This is a genomic window from Microbispora triticiradicis (assembly GCF_005864065.1).
GTDB lineage: Bacteria > Actinomycetota > Actinomycetes > Streptosporangiales > Streptosporangiaceae > Microbispora > Microbispora triticiradicis.
Window position 1 is genome coordinate 684,164 of sequence record NZ_VANP01000003.1, and the last position, 14,517, is coordinate 698,680.

The 14,517-nt window shown below is 71.8% G+C and carries 13 protein-coding genes; 10 read left to right on the forward strand and 3 right to left on the reverse strand.

Features of this window, described 5'->3' with window-relative positions:
• The first annotated feature begins 117 nt into the window (after nt 1-117).
• From FED44_RS11255 to FED44_RS11295, 9 genes are read left to right on the forward strand one after another with little or no spacing between them, the layout of a single operon-like run.
• Entirely contained in the window at nt 118-1,875 is a 1,758-nt protein-coding gene (locus FED44_RS11255; protein ID WP_138460581.1) for a TauD/TfdA family dioxygenase, read from the forward strand.
• A gap of 30 nt (nt 1,876-1,905) precedes the next feature.
• Entirely contained in the window at nt 1,906-2,793 is an 888-nt protein-coding gene (locus FED44_RS11260; RefSeq protein ID WP_138460582.1) for an alanyl-tRNA editing protein, read from the forward strand.
• Nucleotides 2,794-2,815: 22 nt separating this feature from the next.
• On the forward strand, nt 2,816-4,063 hold the full coding sequence (locus tag FED44_RS11265) for an ATP-grasp domain-containing protein (protein WP_138460583.1): 1,248 nt from the start codon (nt 2,816-2,818) through the stop codon (nt 4,061-4,063).
• A complete protein-coding gene (locus FED44_RS11270) occupies nt 4,060-5,280 on the forward strand; it encodes a lysine N(6)-hydroxylase/L-ornithine N(5)-oxygenase family protein (protein WP_165900451.1) in 1,221 nt (406 codons plus the stop codon). Before FED44_RS11265 ends, FED44_RS11270 begins: the two co-directional genes overlap by 4 nt.
• Nucleotides 5,277-5,612 carry a cupin domain-containing protein gene (locus FED44_RS11275; RefSeq protein WP_111697749.1) on the forward strand — a complete coding sequence of 112 codons (336 nt, stop codon included), beginning with the start codon at nt 5,277-5,279 and terminating at the stop codon, nt 5,610-5,612. Before FED44_RS11270 ends, FED44_RS11275 begins: the two co-directional genes overlap by 4 nt.
• A complete protein-coding gene (locus FED44_RS11280; protein ID WP_138460584.1) occupies nt 5,594-6,748 on the forward strand; it encodes an NAD(P)/FAD-dependent oxidoreductase in 1,155 nt (384 codons plus the stop codon). Before FED44_RS11275 ends, FED44_RS11280 begins: the two co-directional genes overlap by 19 nt.
• The gene (locus tag FED44_RS11285; RefSeq protein WP_138460585.1) at nt 6,745-8,385 is read left to right on the forward strand and encodes a class I tRNA ligase family protein; all 1,641 of its coding nucleotides are present in this window, start codon (nt 6,745-6,747) and stop codon (nt 8,383-8,385) included. Before FED44_RS11280 ends, FED44_RS11285 begins: the two co-directional genes overlap by 4 nt.
• Nucleotides 8,386-8,433: 48 nt before the next feature.
• Nucleotides 8,434-9,657 carry an ATP-grasp domain-containing protein gene (locus FED44_RS11290; RefSeq protein ID WP_138460586.1) on the forward strand — a complete coding sequence of 408 codons (1,224 nt, stop codon included), beginning with the start codon at nt 8,434-8,436 and terminating at the stop codon, nt 9,655-9,657.
• Nucleotides 9,657-10,913 carry an MFS transporter gene (locus FED44_RS11295; RefSeq protein WP_138460587.1) on the forward strand — a complete coding sequence of 419 codons (1,257 nt, stop codon included), beginning with the start codon at nt 9,657-9,659 and terminating at the stop codon, nt 10,911-10,913. The genes FED44_RS11290 and FED44_RS11295 overlap by 1 nt, the downstream gene beginning before the upstream one ends.
• A 153-nt stretch (nt 10,914-11,066) precedes the next feature.
• On the opposite strand, the gene FED44_RS11300 is transcribed toward FED44_RS11295, so the two are convergent.
• Both FED44_RS11300 and FED44_RS11305 read right to left on the reverse strand, forming a co-directional pair.
• Nucleotides 11,067-11,567, reverse strand: a complete 501-nt coding sequence (locus FED44_RS11300) for an FBP domain-containing protein (RefSeq protein ID WP_138460588.1) — start codon at nt 11,565-11,567, stop codon at nt 11,067-11,069.
• Between the two features lie 76 nt (nt 11,568-11,643).
• Nucleotides 11,644-12,270 (reverse strand): class I SAM-dependent methyltransferase, encoded by a 627-nt coding sequence (locus tag FED44_RS11305; RefSeq protein ID WP_138460589.1) that lies wholly within the window; start codon nt 12,268-12,270, stop codon nt 11,644-11,646.
• 172 nt (nt 12,271-12,442) lie between these two features.
• Here FED44_RS11305 and FED44_RS11310 point away from each other — a divergent pair, with 172 nt between their 5' ends.
• A complete protein-coding gene (locus FED44_RS11310; RefSeq protein ID WP_244301832.1) occupies nt 12,443-13,687 on the forward strand; it encodes a CaiB/BaiF CoA transferase family protein in 1,245 nt (414 codons plus the stop codon).
• 14 nt (nt 13,688-13,701) lie between these two features.
• On the opposite strand, the gene FED44_RS11315 is transcribed toward FED44_RS11310, so the two are convergent.
• Nucleotides 13,702-14,517 (reverse strand): endo-1,4-beta-xylanase (locus tag FED44_RS11315; RefSeq protein ID WP_208758915.1); only part of this gene is annotated, 816 nt, incomplete at its 5' end.

Sequence of the window (14,517 nt, forward strand, 5' to 3'; positions counted from 1 at the left end):
AGGCCCGGAAAGCCTCCGCCGATATACGAGGAATGTACAGAAATTCGAACTTCGTCCTCTAGCCTCTCCGATGGACGCGAAGTCTCACCTCGCGAAGTCTCACCTGGAGGATCCGACATGGTGATCGGTATCGATCTGGTGCACGCTGCGGTGTGGAGGTTCGACATTCAGCGGAAATCGGGAGCCGGCCGGGCCGCCGACTTCTCCGAAGTCAGCGTCGTCGCCGACCTCGGGGAATTGGCCGTCGACCTTCTCGGGGGAACGGTGGCCGCTCTCGAGAACGGGTTCGAAGGGGACGCGCTCAAGGACCTGGGCCTCGTGCTCGTTCCCGCTCCGGGCGTCGACGGAGCGGTCTTCACTCCCGGGGAGTGCGAGGCCCTCGACCGGTACGTCCAGGAGGGGGGCGCGGTGCTGATCCTCGGGGACGGGGAGTGGCCGCAGCCGCCCCAGGGCCCCGCCCCGTTCGGGTTCGCCTCGGGTGATCTCGCGATCGGCGACCCCGCGGACCCGGCGCAGCCCCACGTGCGGCCCTACCAGTTCCCGGCCGAGGTCACCGGTGCGCACCCCGCGCTGGAGGGCGTCACCCGGGCGTACCTCTACCGGCCCAAGCCCGTCAGCGCCCGTTTCCCGCTGACCGGCCTGGTGGAGAAGGACGGCCAGATCTTCCTGGGGGTGGCGCGTCACGGGGCGGGCAGGGTCGCCGTGGTGGGCAACGCCGAGATGTTCGCGCGTCCCTTCCTCGGCCGCGAGGACAACGCGCGGCTCCTGCTCAACCTGCTCTCCTGGCTGCTGGACGGCCGGCACCAGAGGTCGGCCGCCGACCTGGCGGCCGAGGTGACCGGCTCCTACCGGTTCTCCGGCCGGGACTTCTCCCCCACGGAGAACCTGAAGAACGAGCCCGGGCCGCACGTCGTCGACGCCGGTGTCTACGCCCACCTGTTCACCGGGCTCGCCGACGGGTTCCTCCGCGACTCGGAGACCGACGAGGAGGCGTTCCTCCGCGAGGCCGAACTGCGGTTCCACGAGATGCCGCGCGTCGTCAGGCAGGCGGTGAGCCGGTTCCGTCAGCACGGCACCGACTCGGGCGTCCTGCTGGTGAAGGGCCTGCCCGTGGACCCCGCGCTTCCGCCCACCCCCGCCGACCCGAAGGCGCGGGTCCGCTTCACCAGTCCGCTCAGCGAGCTGTGGCTGGCGGCCTTCGCGCAGGCGCTGGGCGAGCCCATCGGCTACCGCCAGGAGAAGAACGGTCTGCTGTTCCAGAACGTGGTGCCGACGCCCCACAACGCCGCGAAGCTCTCCTCCGAGAGCTCGTCGATCCTGCTCGACTACCACACCGAGACGGCGTTCCACCCCTTCATGCCCGACTACGTGCTGCTGCACTGCCTGCGGCCCGACCACGACGGGGCGGCCAAGACGATCAGCGCCAGCCTGCGGATGGCCCTGCCCCGGTTGAGCCTCCGCGAGCGGGCGATCCTCAGCGAGCCCCTCTACCGGACCGGGATCGACTACTCGTTCGGCAGCTCGCATGGCACGAAGGGCAACGGGCCGCTGCTGCGCGTGCTCTACGGCGACCCCTTCGATCCCTATCTCACCGTGGACCCCGACCTCATGATGGGGATCGTGCCCGAGGCGGACGCCGCCCTGAAGCGGCTGCACGCGGTGCTCCACGAGGTCAGGCGGTGGGTGTGCCTCGACACGGGGGACCTGCTGATCGTCGACAACCGCAGGGCGGTCCACGGCCGCTCGGAGTTCACTCCCAGATACGACGGCCGGGACCGATGGCTCCAGCGCGTCTGCGTGGTCCGGGACCTCGTTCCTTCCGCCGGACACCGAAGACTGCGCGGCCGTATCATCGACACCGCGTTCGCCGTCTGATCCCTTTTATGTAAGGACAAGGACCGCGCCATGGGCGAAACCACTTCGGCCCCGAGCACCGTCGTCCTGTTCCCGCAGGGCGTGAGCGTCTGTGAGGCCACCGTCGTCCTCGCGGAGGCCGCCGGCGACGAGGGCCCGGTCGTGATCGTCACCGACCGGACGCCGTTCCACCCGCTCGACCACACCTGGCCCGACCAGCCGGGCGACCGGGGCACCATCACGCTCGGGCGTCGGGAGCACGCCGTCGTGGACGCCGTCACGATGGCGGTCGGACCCGACGGCACGCTGCACCGGGGGGAGGAGATCCCCGCCCGCCGTACGGACCCGGGCTGGTCCTTCCTGGTCGGTCACGTCCTCGAGACGCCGCCGGACGGGAGCCCGGCGGATCTCGTCGGCGAACAGGTGGGCCTCGCGGTGGACGTCGCGCGGCGATCGAGCCTGAGCGCCGCGCACACCGCCTGCCACCTGATGTCCCTCGCCCTGAACATGGAGCTGCGCGACCTGTGGCGCAAGGTCCCGCGTACGGACTGCCTCGGCAGCCCCGACTTCGACCAGGCGGCGATCACGCGGTCGAGCATCACCCCGTGGGAGAGCGTCGACCGCTACCGCCTCGGCAAGTCGCTCCGCAAGGCGGGCTTCGACGCCGAAGCCCTCCCCGGACGGCTCGACGCGGTACGCGAGGGCGTCACGGCCCGGCTGTCGGAGTGGATCGCCGCCCGCGGGCGGATCGCGATCGACACCGACGGGCCCTGGATCAACTCCCGCCGCTGGTGGGGTTGCGAGCTGCCCCCCGGTCCCGCACGGCTCCCCTGCGGTGGCACGCACCTGGGGAATCTCGGCGAGCTGGCCTCGATCGACGTGCGGATAGTGATCGGAGAGGGGGAGCTGGTAGTCAACACTACGGCCAAGCAGTCATGAACCCGGAAGTGGAGGTCAGTCCGTGTTCGATCCGGTCGGCTCGTCCGTCCTCGTCGTAGAACCGGTCTCCGGCGGCGCAGACGTCGCCCGGCTCGCGCACCACCTCGGCATGACAGTTGTGATCGCCTCGCAGGACGTGGGCGACTGCGAGATCCCGGCGGATCTGCGGAAGATCGCCTCCGTGGTGCTCACCGTCGACACCAACGACGAAAAGACGTTGTTCGACGTGGTCGCCGAGCACCACGAGCGCGAACCGCTCGCCGCGGTGCTCCCGGGATGCGATTTCTACGTGGCCACGACGGCCAGGCTCGCGGCGCGTCTGGGACTGCCCGGCCTGCCGGTCGAGACCGTGGACGCCGTACGCAACAAGGCGCGCATGCGCGAGCGGGTGGCCGCCGCCGGGCTGCGCACGCCGCGCTTCGCCGAGGCGTCCTCCCCGGAGGCCCTCCGCACGGCGGCGGAGATCGTCGGCTTCCCGAACGTCATGAAGCCGGTCGAGTCCTCCGGCAGCATCCACGTGAGCAGGGCCGACGACTGGGCGCAGCTCGCCGCCGCCTACGCCGCCCTGACCGGTGACCGGGAGCTCGACCTCGGCCGCCCGATGGGGCACACCGTCGTCGTCGAGCAGTACGTCGCGGGCGAGGAGGTCAGTGCCGACGGCTATGTCGAGAACGGCCGGGTCACCGTCGTCGCGATCACCAGGAAGGTCCTCGGCGCCGAGCCGCGGTTCGTCGAGCTGGGGCACCTGACGCCGGCGGACCTTCCGGACGACGTGACGAACGAGGTCGTCGCGTACACGGAACAGGTGGTCCGGGCGCTGAACGTCACCGCCGGGCCGTTCCACTGTGAGATGCGTCTGAGCGACGAGGGCCCGGTCCTGATGGAGCTCGGCGCCCGGCTGCCGGGCGACGGGATCCCCGAGCTGATCCGGCTCGTCACCGGAACCGACCTCGCCGCGGTCATGCTGGCGGCGGGGCTGGGCGTCGACGCCGCGGAGCTGCCGGCGTTCGGCCCGCCCGCCGCGCCGTACGCCGCCATGCGGTTCTTCGTCGCAGACGACCTGGACTCCCACAGCGGGATCCTCGGCTGGGACGAGCTGGACGACCGGCCTGACGTCATCGGCAAGCAGCTGTTCATCCCGCCCGGCACGCCCATTCCCCAGACCGGCGACTGCCGTTCGCGGCTCGCCTGCGTGCGCTACACCGCGGAGTCGTACGAGGCCGTCCAGGCGTTCTGGAAGAGCCTGGACGACCTGGCGGTGCTCCCGTGAGCGACGTCCTGGACTACGCGGCGGTGGGGGTCGGCCCCGCCAACCTGAGCCTGGCGGCCCTCGGCGCCGACGTGGACGACCTGCGGAGCGTGCACTTCGAGGCGCGCCCCGACTTCTCCTGGCACCCCGGCCTGCTGCTGCCCGAGGCGACCCTCCAGGTCTCGCCGCTCAAGGACCTGGTCACGCTGGTCGACCCGACGAGCCGCTACTCGTTCCTCGCCTTCCTCGCCAACGAGGGCAGGTTGTACCAGTTCCTCACCGCTAAGTTCCCGGCCGTCCTGCGCGCCGAGTTCGACCAGTATCTCCAGTGGGCCTCCCGGAGCATCCCGTCCATCGAGTTCGGCACCGAGGTGCGCGGCGTCCGGGTGCGTGACGGGCACTTCGTCCTCGACACGGGACACGGCGAGGTCACCGCGCGGAACGTGGTGCTCGGGACCGGCCAGACGCCGTTCGTCCCCGGCTTCCTGCGCCCCCACCTGTGCGCCGACGTGTTCCACGCCGAGGAGTTCCTGTCACGGCCGCGGGAGCTGCCCGACCGCGCCGTGACGGTGATCGGCGGCGGGCAGTCGGGAGCGGAGATCGTCCGCCACCTCATGCGTCTCGACGTGCCGCCGCGCAGCATCACCTGGATCACCCGCAGGCCCGGCTTCCTGCCGATGGACGACTCCCCCTTCACCAACGAGTACTTCTTCCCGGCGTACGCGCGGGAGTTCCACGGGCTGCCCCAGACCCACAAGCAGGAGCTTCTGGCCGAGCAGAAGCTCGCGAGCGACGGGATCGACCTCGCGACGCTCCAGGACGTCTACCGCGAGCGCTACCGGCACGAGTGCCTGCTGGGCCGCAAGGACTGGCTCCGCCTGATGCCCCGGTCGGAGGTCACCGGCTGCGCCCGGCTCTCCGACGGCTGGGAGCTGGAGGTGAGTGGCCCGCACGCCTCGGTCGTCCGGTCCGACGTCGTGGTCCTCGCGACCGGGTACGAGTACCGCCTTCCGGACTGCATGAGCGAGCTCGCCCCCCACCTGGCCAGGGCCCCCGAAGGGCTGGTGGTCGGCGACGACTACGCGCTGTCGCTGGACCTGCGGACCTCGGGCCGCGTCTTCCTGCAGAACGGCGCCCGGCACACCTGGGGCATCGCGGACCCCAACCTCAGCCTGCTGGCCTGGCGCAGCGCGGTCATCCTCAACGCGATTCTCGGTTACCGGAGGTACAACACATGAGCCTCCCCCGGCTCGGCTTCGAGGCGCTGCCGCGCGAGTTCGAGAAGCTGGACGAATGGGCCGCGCTCCTCGGGCCGTTCGACGGCGACCGTCCCTTCTCCATGGCGCGCTTCACGGTGGCCGCCGGCGGCGCGACGCCGCCCGACAGCCACGCCGTGAAGGAAATCTGGCTGATCCTCGACGGCGCGGGAACCGTCCGGTACGAGGACCGGCCGTACGAGGTCGGCAAGGGTGATCTGCTGGGTTTCGCGCCCTTCGCCGAGCACGTGGCGATGGCGGACCGCGGCGTCCCGCTCTCCGTGCTGTCGATCTGGTGGGGCACGACCGGATGACCGGCGCGATCCCGGACTTCGACCTCGCGGTCGTCGGAGCCGGCGTCGTCGGCGCCATGACCGGCCATCTCGCCCTGGAGCAGGACCCGGGCCTGCGCCTGCTCACCCTGGACCAGCTGGAGCGGTTGGACCAGGATGTGCCCAACGCGACGGGTCTGTCGGCAGGGCTCGACGTGCCGACGGGGCGGGACGCGCGGCAGCGCGAGCTCGCGGCCCGCAGCACCGCCCTCTACCGGCGGCTCAGAGCCGAACGGCCCGGCCTGCCCGTCCGTTCCCTCGACACCTTCTGGCTGCTGGCGCGCGGCAACGTCGGCCGTCTCCGGGAGACGATGGCCGGCCCCGTCCTGGAGGAGGCCGACCCGGACGCCCTCGACGGCGTCTTCCCCGGGCTGCGCCCGTCCGGCGACCAGACCCTGCTCCGTTCCGACGGCTCCTGGCGCGCCGACGTCGCCGGGCTGACGCGCGCGCTCCTCGACGAACAGCGGGGCCGCCCCGGCTGCGCCGTCTGGGAGGACGAGGAGGTCACCTCCCTGCGGCCGTACGGGGACGGGTTCCTCCTGGCCGGCGAGGGCGGGCGGCCGCTCGCGCGGTGCCGTGCGGCGGTCGTCGCCACCGGTCCGTGGGCCCTGCACGGACCGTTCGGCGAGCGGATGCGGGCGGCCGGGCTGCGGATCAAGAAGGTCGCCGCGTTCCATCTGGACCTCCGCCCCGCCGAGGGTGCACCCGTGCTGATCTTCGAGGACGACGACGCGTTCCTGCTGCCGCAGCCGGAGAGCGGCCGCTGGCTCTTCAGCTTCACCTCCCAGGAGTGGGACGTCTCTCCCGTCCTGGGGCCGCCGGCCGCCCTGAGCGGCGGGGACTACAGCGAGGCGGTGCGCGTCCTGCGCCGGTACGCTCCGGCGCTGGCCGGGGCGCTCTCCGGCGGGCGTGCCTTCTACGACGGCTACACCCGCGACCGGCTGCCGCTGGTCGAGCCGGTGCCCGATCACCCCGGCGTCGTGATCGCGGTAGGCGGCAACGGTTCCGGCTTCCGCCTGGCGCCCGCGATCGCCGAACGAGCCCTCGGTCTTCTCACCCCCGGTCACCTGAACCCCCGGTCACTCGGACCCCAGTCACTTGGAAGTGGTCGCTCATGAGCACTCGCTCCACGGGCCTCATCCGGAACGCGGGCACCCTCCCCCCGCGCCGCTACCTGCTGGTCCCGCCCGAGCCGACCCCCAACGGACGGCTCCACCTGGGGCACATCGCCGGGCCCTACCTGCGGTCGGACATGCTCAGCCGGTTCGCCCGCATGAGGGGCGACCTGCCCCTCACGATCACCGGGATCGACGTCTACGAGCCGTACATGACGCTCAAGTCGGCCGTCGACGGACGCCCCGAAGGCGAGATCGCCGCCGAGTACCACGCGCTCATCGCCGAGGACCTCGCCGCGATGGACATCGGCCTCGACGCGTTCATCAACCCGGCCGAGGAGCCGTGGCGTACGGCGTTCGAGGACGAGGTGGCGGGCTGCCTCCGGCGGCTGCGGGAGCGGGGCGCGGTGACGACGCTGCGCGAGCGGGTCCCCTACAGCCCCGCGGCGGGGCGGTTCGCCGTGGGCCCCTGGCTCTCCGGCCGGTGCCCGGACTGCGGCGCCGACGCGGGCAGCTACTTCTGCGAGTCCTGCGGAGGCCACTTCCGCCCCGAGAACCTGCGCGACCCCGAGGGCACGAACGGGGTGGGCCCGCTCCAGTGGCGGGAGATCACCTCGCTGTTTCTGCGCCCGGCGGACCCGCACGACCTGGGGGCGCGGATGGCCGGCATCGGGGTCCCGGCGCGCTACCAGGAGACCGTGAAGCGCTACCTGAGCCGCGAGGGCGGGATGGTCCGCGTCAGCGCCCCGGAGAGCTGGGGGATCCCGCTGGACCAGGTGGACCCCGGCGTGCCGCGGACGCTCTTCCCGTACGCCGGGATCTTCATGTTCGCCCGGCTGACCGGCGCCGTCCACGGCTCGCTGAGCGGCACCGGCGTGAACGCGTTCGACCCGGGCTCGGACGTCGTCACGGTCACCAGCCTCGGCGTCGACAACGTGGTCCCCACGCTCGTCTGCATCGTCGGCACGTCGCTGCTCCACGGGGACATGAAGACCTACGACCGCACGCTGATCAACGAGTTCTACGGGCTCGAAGGGGAGAAGTTCTCCACCAGCAGGGGCCACGTCATCGGGGCCGCCGACATCGCCGGCACCCCGAACGTCGACGTCGACGCCGTACGGTACTTCCTCGCCGGGACCCGGCTGGAGGAGCGCCGGGAGAGCATGGAGCCGGAGTCGTTCGTCGAGACGGTCAACCGGCGCCTGGCGGACGGCCTGACGCCGCTGCTGGAAAAGGCCCGCCGTACGCTCGCCGGGGTCTCCGTTCCGGAGACGATCTCGGACGGGCAGCTCGCGCGGCTGGAGGCGCTGCTGGAGCGGCAGCAGTCGGCGCTGGACGGCCCGGTCGTCTCGACCTCCCAGGCGCTGGAGGCCTTCGACGCCTGGTGGCGGAGCGTCGCCGACCTCGAAGAGAGCGCCTACTGGTGGCTGAAGGGCGTGAGCGTGCTCGGATTTCCGATCATGCCCCGGATGGGCCGCCGTATCTGGGAGGATCTCGGCGGGGTGGGAGAACCCCGGCTGGAGGAGTTCCTGGCCCCGACGCCACCGCGCGAGGCCATGGCCCCTCTGGGGTTCGGGGCGATCAGCATCGGCGACCTCGTGCCGGTCCTGCCCGCCACCTCGCGGTACGCCCTGGCCTGACCCCTGTCACTTCGACCGCCCTGTTGACTCCGACCCACGGAAACGACGATGCCGGACCGCCCGCACTACCTCGTCGTCAACCGCTACGACGACAGCGACGCGGAGTACTTCCGCTACTGCGCCGACCAGCCGTGCGACCTGTCGTACCTGACCCTGCCCATGCGGACGACGGCGCTGGGCCCGGTCGAGCCGGGCCGGGTCGGCACGGTCCCCGATCTGCGGCTCGCCACGTTGGTGCCGGCCGCGCGGGACCTCGCCGAGCGGTACGGGCGGTTCGACGGCGTCGCCGCGCTCTCCGAGTTCGACGTGCTGACGGCGGCGCTGCTGCGCGAGGAGTTCGGCGCGCCGGGCCCGGGCGCGGACCTGGTGCGGGCGTTCAAGGACAAGATCGTGATGAAGGAGCGGCTCGCCAAGCGCGGCCTGCCGGTGCCGCGGTTCATGGAACTGGGCGCCTCCACCACGATCGCCGAGATCACCGCCGGGATCGGTTTCCCGCTCGTCCTCAAACCACGGGCCGAGGCCGGCTCCGTCGGCGTCCGGATCATCCGTGACGAGGAGGAGCTCGCGGCCGAACTCGACGGCCTCGACGTCACGGCGTTCGAGTGCGAGGAGTTCGTCTCCACCGAGATCTACCACGCGGACGGAGTCCTCTCCGGGGGACTGCCGCACTTCCTGAGCGTCGCCGGCTACGTCAACACGCCCCTGGACTTCCTGCGGGGCAGGCCGCTCGGCTCGGCGACACTTGACCCGGGCCCGCTCCGGGACGAGATCCGAGAGTTCGCCGTCGCGTGCCTCAGGGCTCTCGGCCTGGAGACCGGCTGCTTCCACCTCGAAGTCATCCGCCGGCCCGACGGCGGTCTGGTGTTCCTCGAAGCGGGGATGCGCGCCGGCGGGGCGGAGGTGCCCTACGTCCACCGGGAACTCCACGGCATCGACCTGGTGACGGAGAGCTTCCGCACGGTCCTGGGCATCCCGCTGGAGTCGGCGGGCGCCCGCTTCGGCGACGCCCCGGCCGGCTGGGTGGTGACGCCCGAACCTGGCCTCCGCCCCGGCCGGGTGGTCCGCCGTACGGCGATGACGGGCACCGTCCCCCAGGTGTACGCCGAGGTGCTGCCGGAGCCGGGGGACGTCTTCGACGGGACCGGCGGCTACTTCCACGTACCCGGGCGCTTCAGGCTGACCGGGCCGGACGAGCGCAGCGTCCGCGCCGCCGCCCGGAGGGTCATGCGGGAGTACGTGGTCGAGTTCGAGCCGGCGGGCCACACACCCTGATGGCCGCGGTCCACTGGCGCAACCTCGCGGAACTGGCCAAATTCACGCAGTTCCGCAACCAGTTCCTTGCGAGCGCCCTCTCCGCGGCCGGCAGCGCCATGACACCCGTCGCGCTCTCCTTCGGCGTGCTCGACGCCACCGGCTCCGCGGCCGACCTCGGCCTGGTGCTGGCGGCGTACTCGGCGGCTCAGATCGTGTTCATGCTGGGCGGCGGTGTGTGGGCCGATCGCCTGCCGCGCAAGCGCCTGATGGTGCTGTCCGACGGCATCAGCGCCGCCTCGCAGATCACGTTCGGCCTGCTCCTGCTCACCGGGCATCCGCCGCTGTGGGCGATGATCGCGCTGCACGGCCTCGCCGGTGCGGCGAGCGCCCTGTTCATGCCCGCGTCGGTCGGCCTGGTCGCCGAGACCGTGCCGCCGCGGCTGCTGCAGGAGGCCAACGCCCTGCTGTCGCTCACCCGCAACGTCTCGGTGAGCGTCGGGCCGATGATCGCGGGAATGGCGGTGGTCCTGGCCGGCGCCGGCTGGGTGCTCGTCGCCGACGGGCTGACCTTCCTGGGCAGCCTGCTGTTCCTCCGCCGGCTGGCGGTCCCCGCCCGGCCCGCGGCCGTGGGCGGCGGTTTCCTCCGTGACTTCCGCGGCGGATGGCAGGAGGTCGCGAAGCGATCCTGGGTCTGGACGGGCATCGCCATGTTCATGATCTTCAACTTCGTCTACTCCTTCCTCTACGTGCTGGGGCCGGTGTCGCTGTCCGGCTCGGACAACGGCGGCCTGCTCTGGGGGGCCGTGACCGCGAGCCTCGGAATCGGCGACGTGCTGGGCAACGCGCTCGCCGTACGGTTCCGGCCGCGCCGCCTGCTGTTCACCGGGCGGCTCATGATGCTGCCGGCGGCCCCGCTGATCGTCGTCCTCGGAACCGCGCCGGAACCGATCCCGCTCATCGTCTGCGGGCTGCTGGCCGGGATCGCGACCACCTTCCCCAACACCCTGTGGGAGACGGCGCTCCAGCAGCACATCCCCAACTCGTCGCTGTCGCGGGTCTCGTCGTTCGACTACGCGGGATCCTTCATCCTGAGACCGGCCGGGCTCGCCGTCACGGCCCTCGCCGCCTCCGCTTTCAACGCCCAGGTGACGTTGGCCGCGGGCGCCGCGCTCATCGTCGTGGCCGTGACCGCGAGCCTGCTCGACCGCGGCACCCGCGCCCTGGTCCGCAACGAAGCGCAGGAGCAGCCGGCCACCTCCGGCACCCCAGGCTGAAATCAGGACAGTTCGTGGCCTGTGGTGCTGTCCACGTTGTCCGGAACCTCTATTCGTGGACGTCGGCCGCCGGCCGGTGGATCCACTCGCTGACGTGCCTGGATTGCGAAGCCATGGGCGCCATCATGCCGCAGTGGGTGCGACGACCGGCGGTCAGCCGTTCGCGACCTTGTCCAGGAAGGAGTCGAGGTTGGCCCGGGTGCGGGCGGCCTTCTCCTCCACGGTCAGGGACTCGTCGACGATCCCCGCCCCGGGGGCCTCCTTCTTCCCGCGCAGGTAGAGGGAGCAGTCGAGGTCGGTGCACAGGTACTGCCCGACGGTGTTCCCCTGACGGCCCGCCTCGCCGGTCCGGCGCGCGGTCATCAGCGCCACGCCGCCGCTGGTGTGGGTGGTCAGGCACAGCGAGCACATGCTGCGGGAGGTGAAGGCGCGCGAGGCGCCGGAGGTCACCCGGAGCGCGATGCCGACGAGGGAGCCGTCGCGTTCGGCCACCAGGTACGCCCGCTCCGGCGCGCCCGGGTCCCGCCAGCCGAGGAAGTCGAGGTCTTCCCACGGACGATCTGGGAGGTCCCTGGGCAGCCCGAGACGCTTGGCCTCGCCCTTGGAACAGTTGATGAACGACGTGCGCACTTCGTGCTCGGTGACCGGCCTCATGAGCGGCGAGGCTAGCCATTCCTAATGACACTAGGCAAATGGTTAAAACCCATAGGCGATCACGCCGCACGCGCTGTCAGGGGCGTACGGCCAGCACCCGGAAGCTGACGCCGCGCGCCGTCCGGGTCACCGACTCGATCCGGAACCCCGCCCGCTCCACGTACGGCCGGGGATCGCGGGTGAGGTGGTCGGCCTCGAACCGTACGAACAGCGGCTCCACCAGCCGCATTCCGGCCCGGAGGATCGGGTTGCGGGCCGGCCCGTGCTCGGCCAGCACGAACCGCCCGCCCGGCCTGAGCACCCGGTAGGCCTCACGGGCCGCGGCGGCGGGGTCGGGAATCGTGCACATCGTGAACGTGGACAGGACGGTGTCGGCGATGCCGTCGGGCAGGTCGAGGCGTTGCACGTCGCCCTGCCGCAGTTCCACCCGGGCGCCGAGACCGGCCTCCGCCACCCGCCGCGGCGCCAGGTTGAGCATGCGCTCGGACAACTCGATCCCGATCACGGTGGTCCCGGCGTCGTACAGCGGCAGGTTCAGCCCGGTGCCGACCGCGATCTCCACGACGTGTCCGCGCGCCTGCCCGACGGCCCACTCCCGGCTGCCGGGGAACAGGCGCCTCTCCCAGGCCCGCCTCTGGTCGTCGTACCGATCCGCGATCCGGTCGAACACCCGTCGTACGTCGGCGTCGGTGGTAACCCGCATGAAGCGACCCTTCCGCGTGGAAACTTCGCGAATCACTTCAGGCTAGGCCACGCTGCCGGAGGTGACCGAAGCTACCACCGGCCTCACCCGGCCTTAGCGTGGTGACGTCCCGGTACCCATGGAGCCCCGAACGAGGAGATCTGATGTGCGACCCCGAGCCGGAGGCGCGGTCGTGACCCGTCCGCTCCACGGCGTGCTCGTCGCCGACTTCAGCCGTGTGCTGGCCGGCCCGTCCTGCACGATGACCCTGGCCGACCTGGGCGCGACCGTGATCAAGGTCGAGCGCCCCGGCACCGGAGACGACACCCGTTCGTGGGGACCACCGTGGTCCGCCACGTCCTCGACGTACTTCGAGAGCGTGAACCGCACCAAGCGGAGCGTCACGCTGGACCTGGACGATCCGGCCGACCTGACGCTCGCCCGCGAGCTGGCCCGGCGCGCCGACGTGCTCGTGGAGAACTTCAGGCCGGGCGCGCTCGACCGGCGCGGGCTGGGTTACGCGCAGGTGGCGGCCGCGAACCCGGGCGTCGTCTACTGCACGATCAGTGGCTTCGGCCCGGGCGCCGGAGCCGGGCTGCTGGGTTACGACTTCATCGTCCAGGCCGTGGGCGGGCTCATGTCGGTCACCGGCGCGGCCGACGGGGAGCCGGCGAAGGCCGGCGTGGCCCTGGTCGACGTGCTGACCGGCAAGGACGCGGCCATCGGGATCCTGGCCGCGCTGACCGCCCGGGCGAGCACCGGCAGGGGATGCCACGTCGAGGTGAACCTGCTGTCCAGCCTGCTGGCCGCGCTGGTCAACCAGGCCCAGGGCTACCTGGAGACCGGCGTGCCGCCGGGGCGGATGGGCAACCGCCACCCCTCCATCGCGCCGTACGAGACCCTGCGCTGCCGGGACGGCCTGCTCGCCGTGGCCTGCGGCAACGACGGGCAGTTCGCCCGGCTGACCCGCGTGCTCGGCGATCCCGGCCTGGCCACCGACGAACGCTTCGCGACGAACGCCGCCAGAGTGGCCAACCGCGGGGAACTCGTCGCGGCGCTGGAAGGCCTCCTCGCCGCCGCCGACGCGGCCGAATGGCAGGAACGGCTCACCGCCGAGCAGGTGCCGGCGGGCTGCGTCGCGGACATCGCCGAGGCGTTCGGCCTGGCGGAGCGCCTCGGTCTGACGCCGGCCGTACGCCCCCGGCCGGACCGCGCGCCGCAGGTGCGCCACCCCGTGAGCTACTCCGAGGACCTGGTCCGCCCGGCGGAGCCGCCTCCGGCGCTCGGCGAGCACGACGCCGCCGTACGCGCCTGGCTCGCCTCGGCCGGCGGGTCGCTCGCGGATCTCGATCCGGTCGATCCGGCCGAGCCGCCTCACGTCGACGCCTCCGGTGCGCGGGGGGAGGTCCCGCGCACCGGAGGCGTCAGGGGCGCCTGATCAGGAGTTGTGGATCAGGGGCTGGTGCAGGTGGCGGTGGGGGTGGCCGCGGTGCCGTTGGCGGTGAAGCCGAACGTCGTGGACGCGCCCGCCGCGATCGAGCCGTTGTAGGACTCGTTGGTGACCGTCACCGAGGAACCGGACGAACTCTGCCGGCCGTTCCACAGGCTGCTGATGGTCTGCCCGCCCGGCCAGGTCCACTTCACGGTCCAGCCGTTGACCGCCGAGCTGCCCGCCTGCACCGTCACCTCGGACTGGAACCCGCCGCCCCAGCTGTTGATCGTCTTGATCGTCGCCGAGCATCCGCCGGGAACCGGGGACGTCGACGGCGAGGCCGACGGGCTCGCGCTGGGACTCGCGCTCGGACTGGCGCTCGGGCTCGCACTGGGACTGGCGCTGGGGCTTTGGGACGGCGAAGCACTGGGTGACGGGCTCGTGCTGGGGGTCGCCGCGTTGAGCGCGTCCAGGACGGCGGTGTAGGCCTGCTTCTTGTTGAAGTTCCCGTCGAACAGCAGCGGGGTGTCGCCGCTCCGCCAGGACCACTTGTCGGTGATGCCCCACACGGTGATGCCGGTGCAACGCGGCACGGCCGTGCAGGCCTGGACGACGCGGCGGTAGGCGTCGGCCTGGGTGGAGCCCGAACCGCCGACGTCGAGCTCGGTGATCTGCACGTCGACGCCGAGCGCGGCGAACTGCGCGATGTTCTGCTGGTAGTTCGACGGGGGGTTGCCGAAGTGCGACTGCAGGCCCACGCAGTCGATCGGCACGCCACGCGCCTTGAAGTCCTTCACCATGTTGTAGACGCCCTGCGTCTTGGCGGCGGTGGCGCT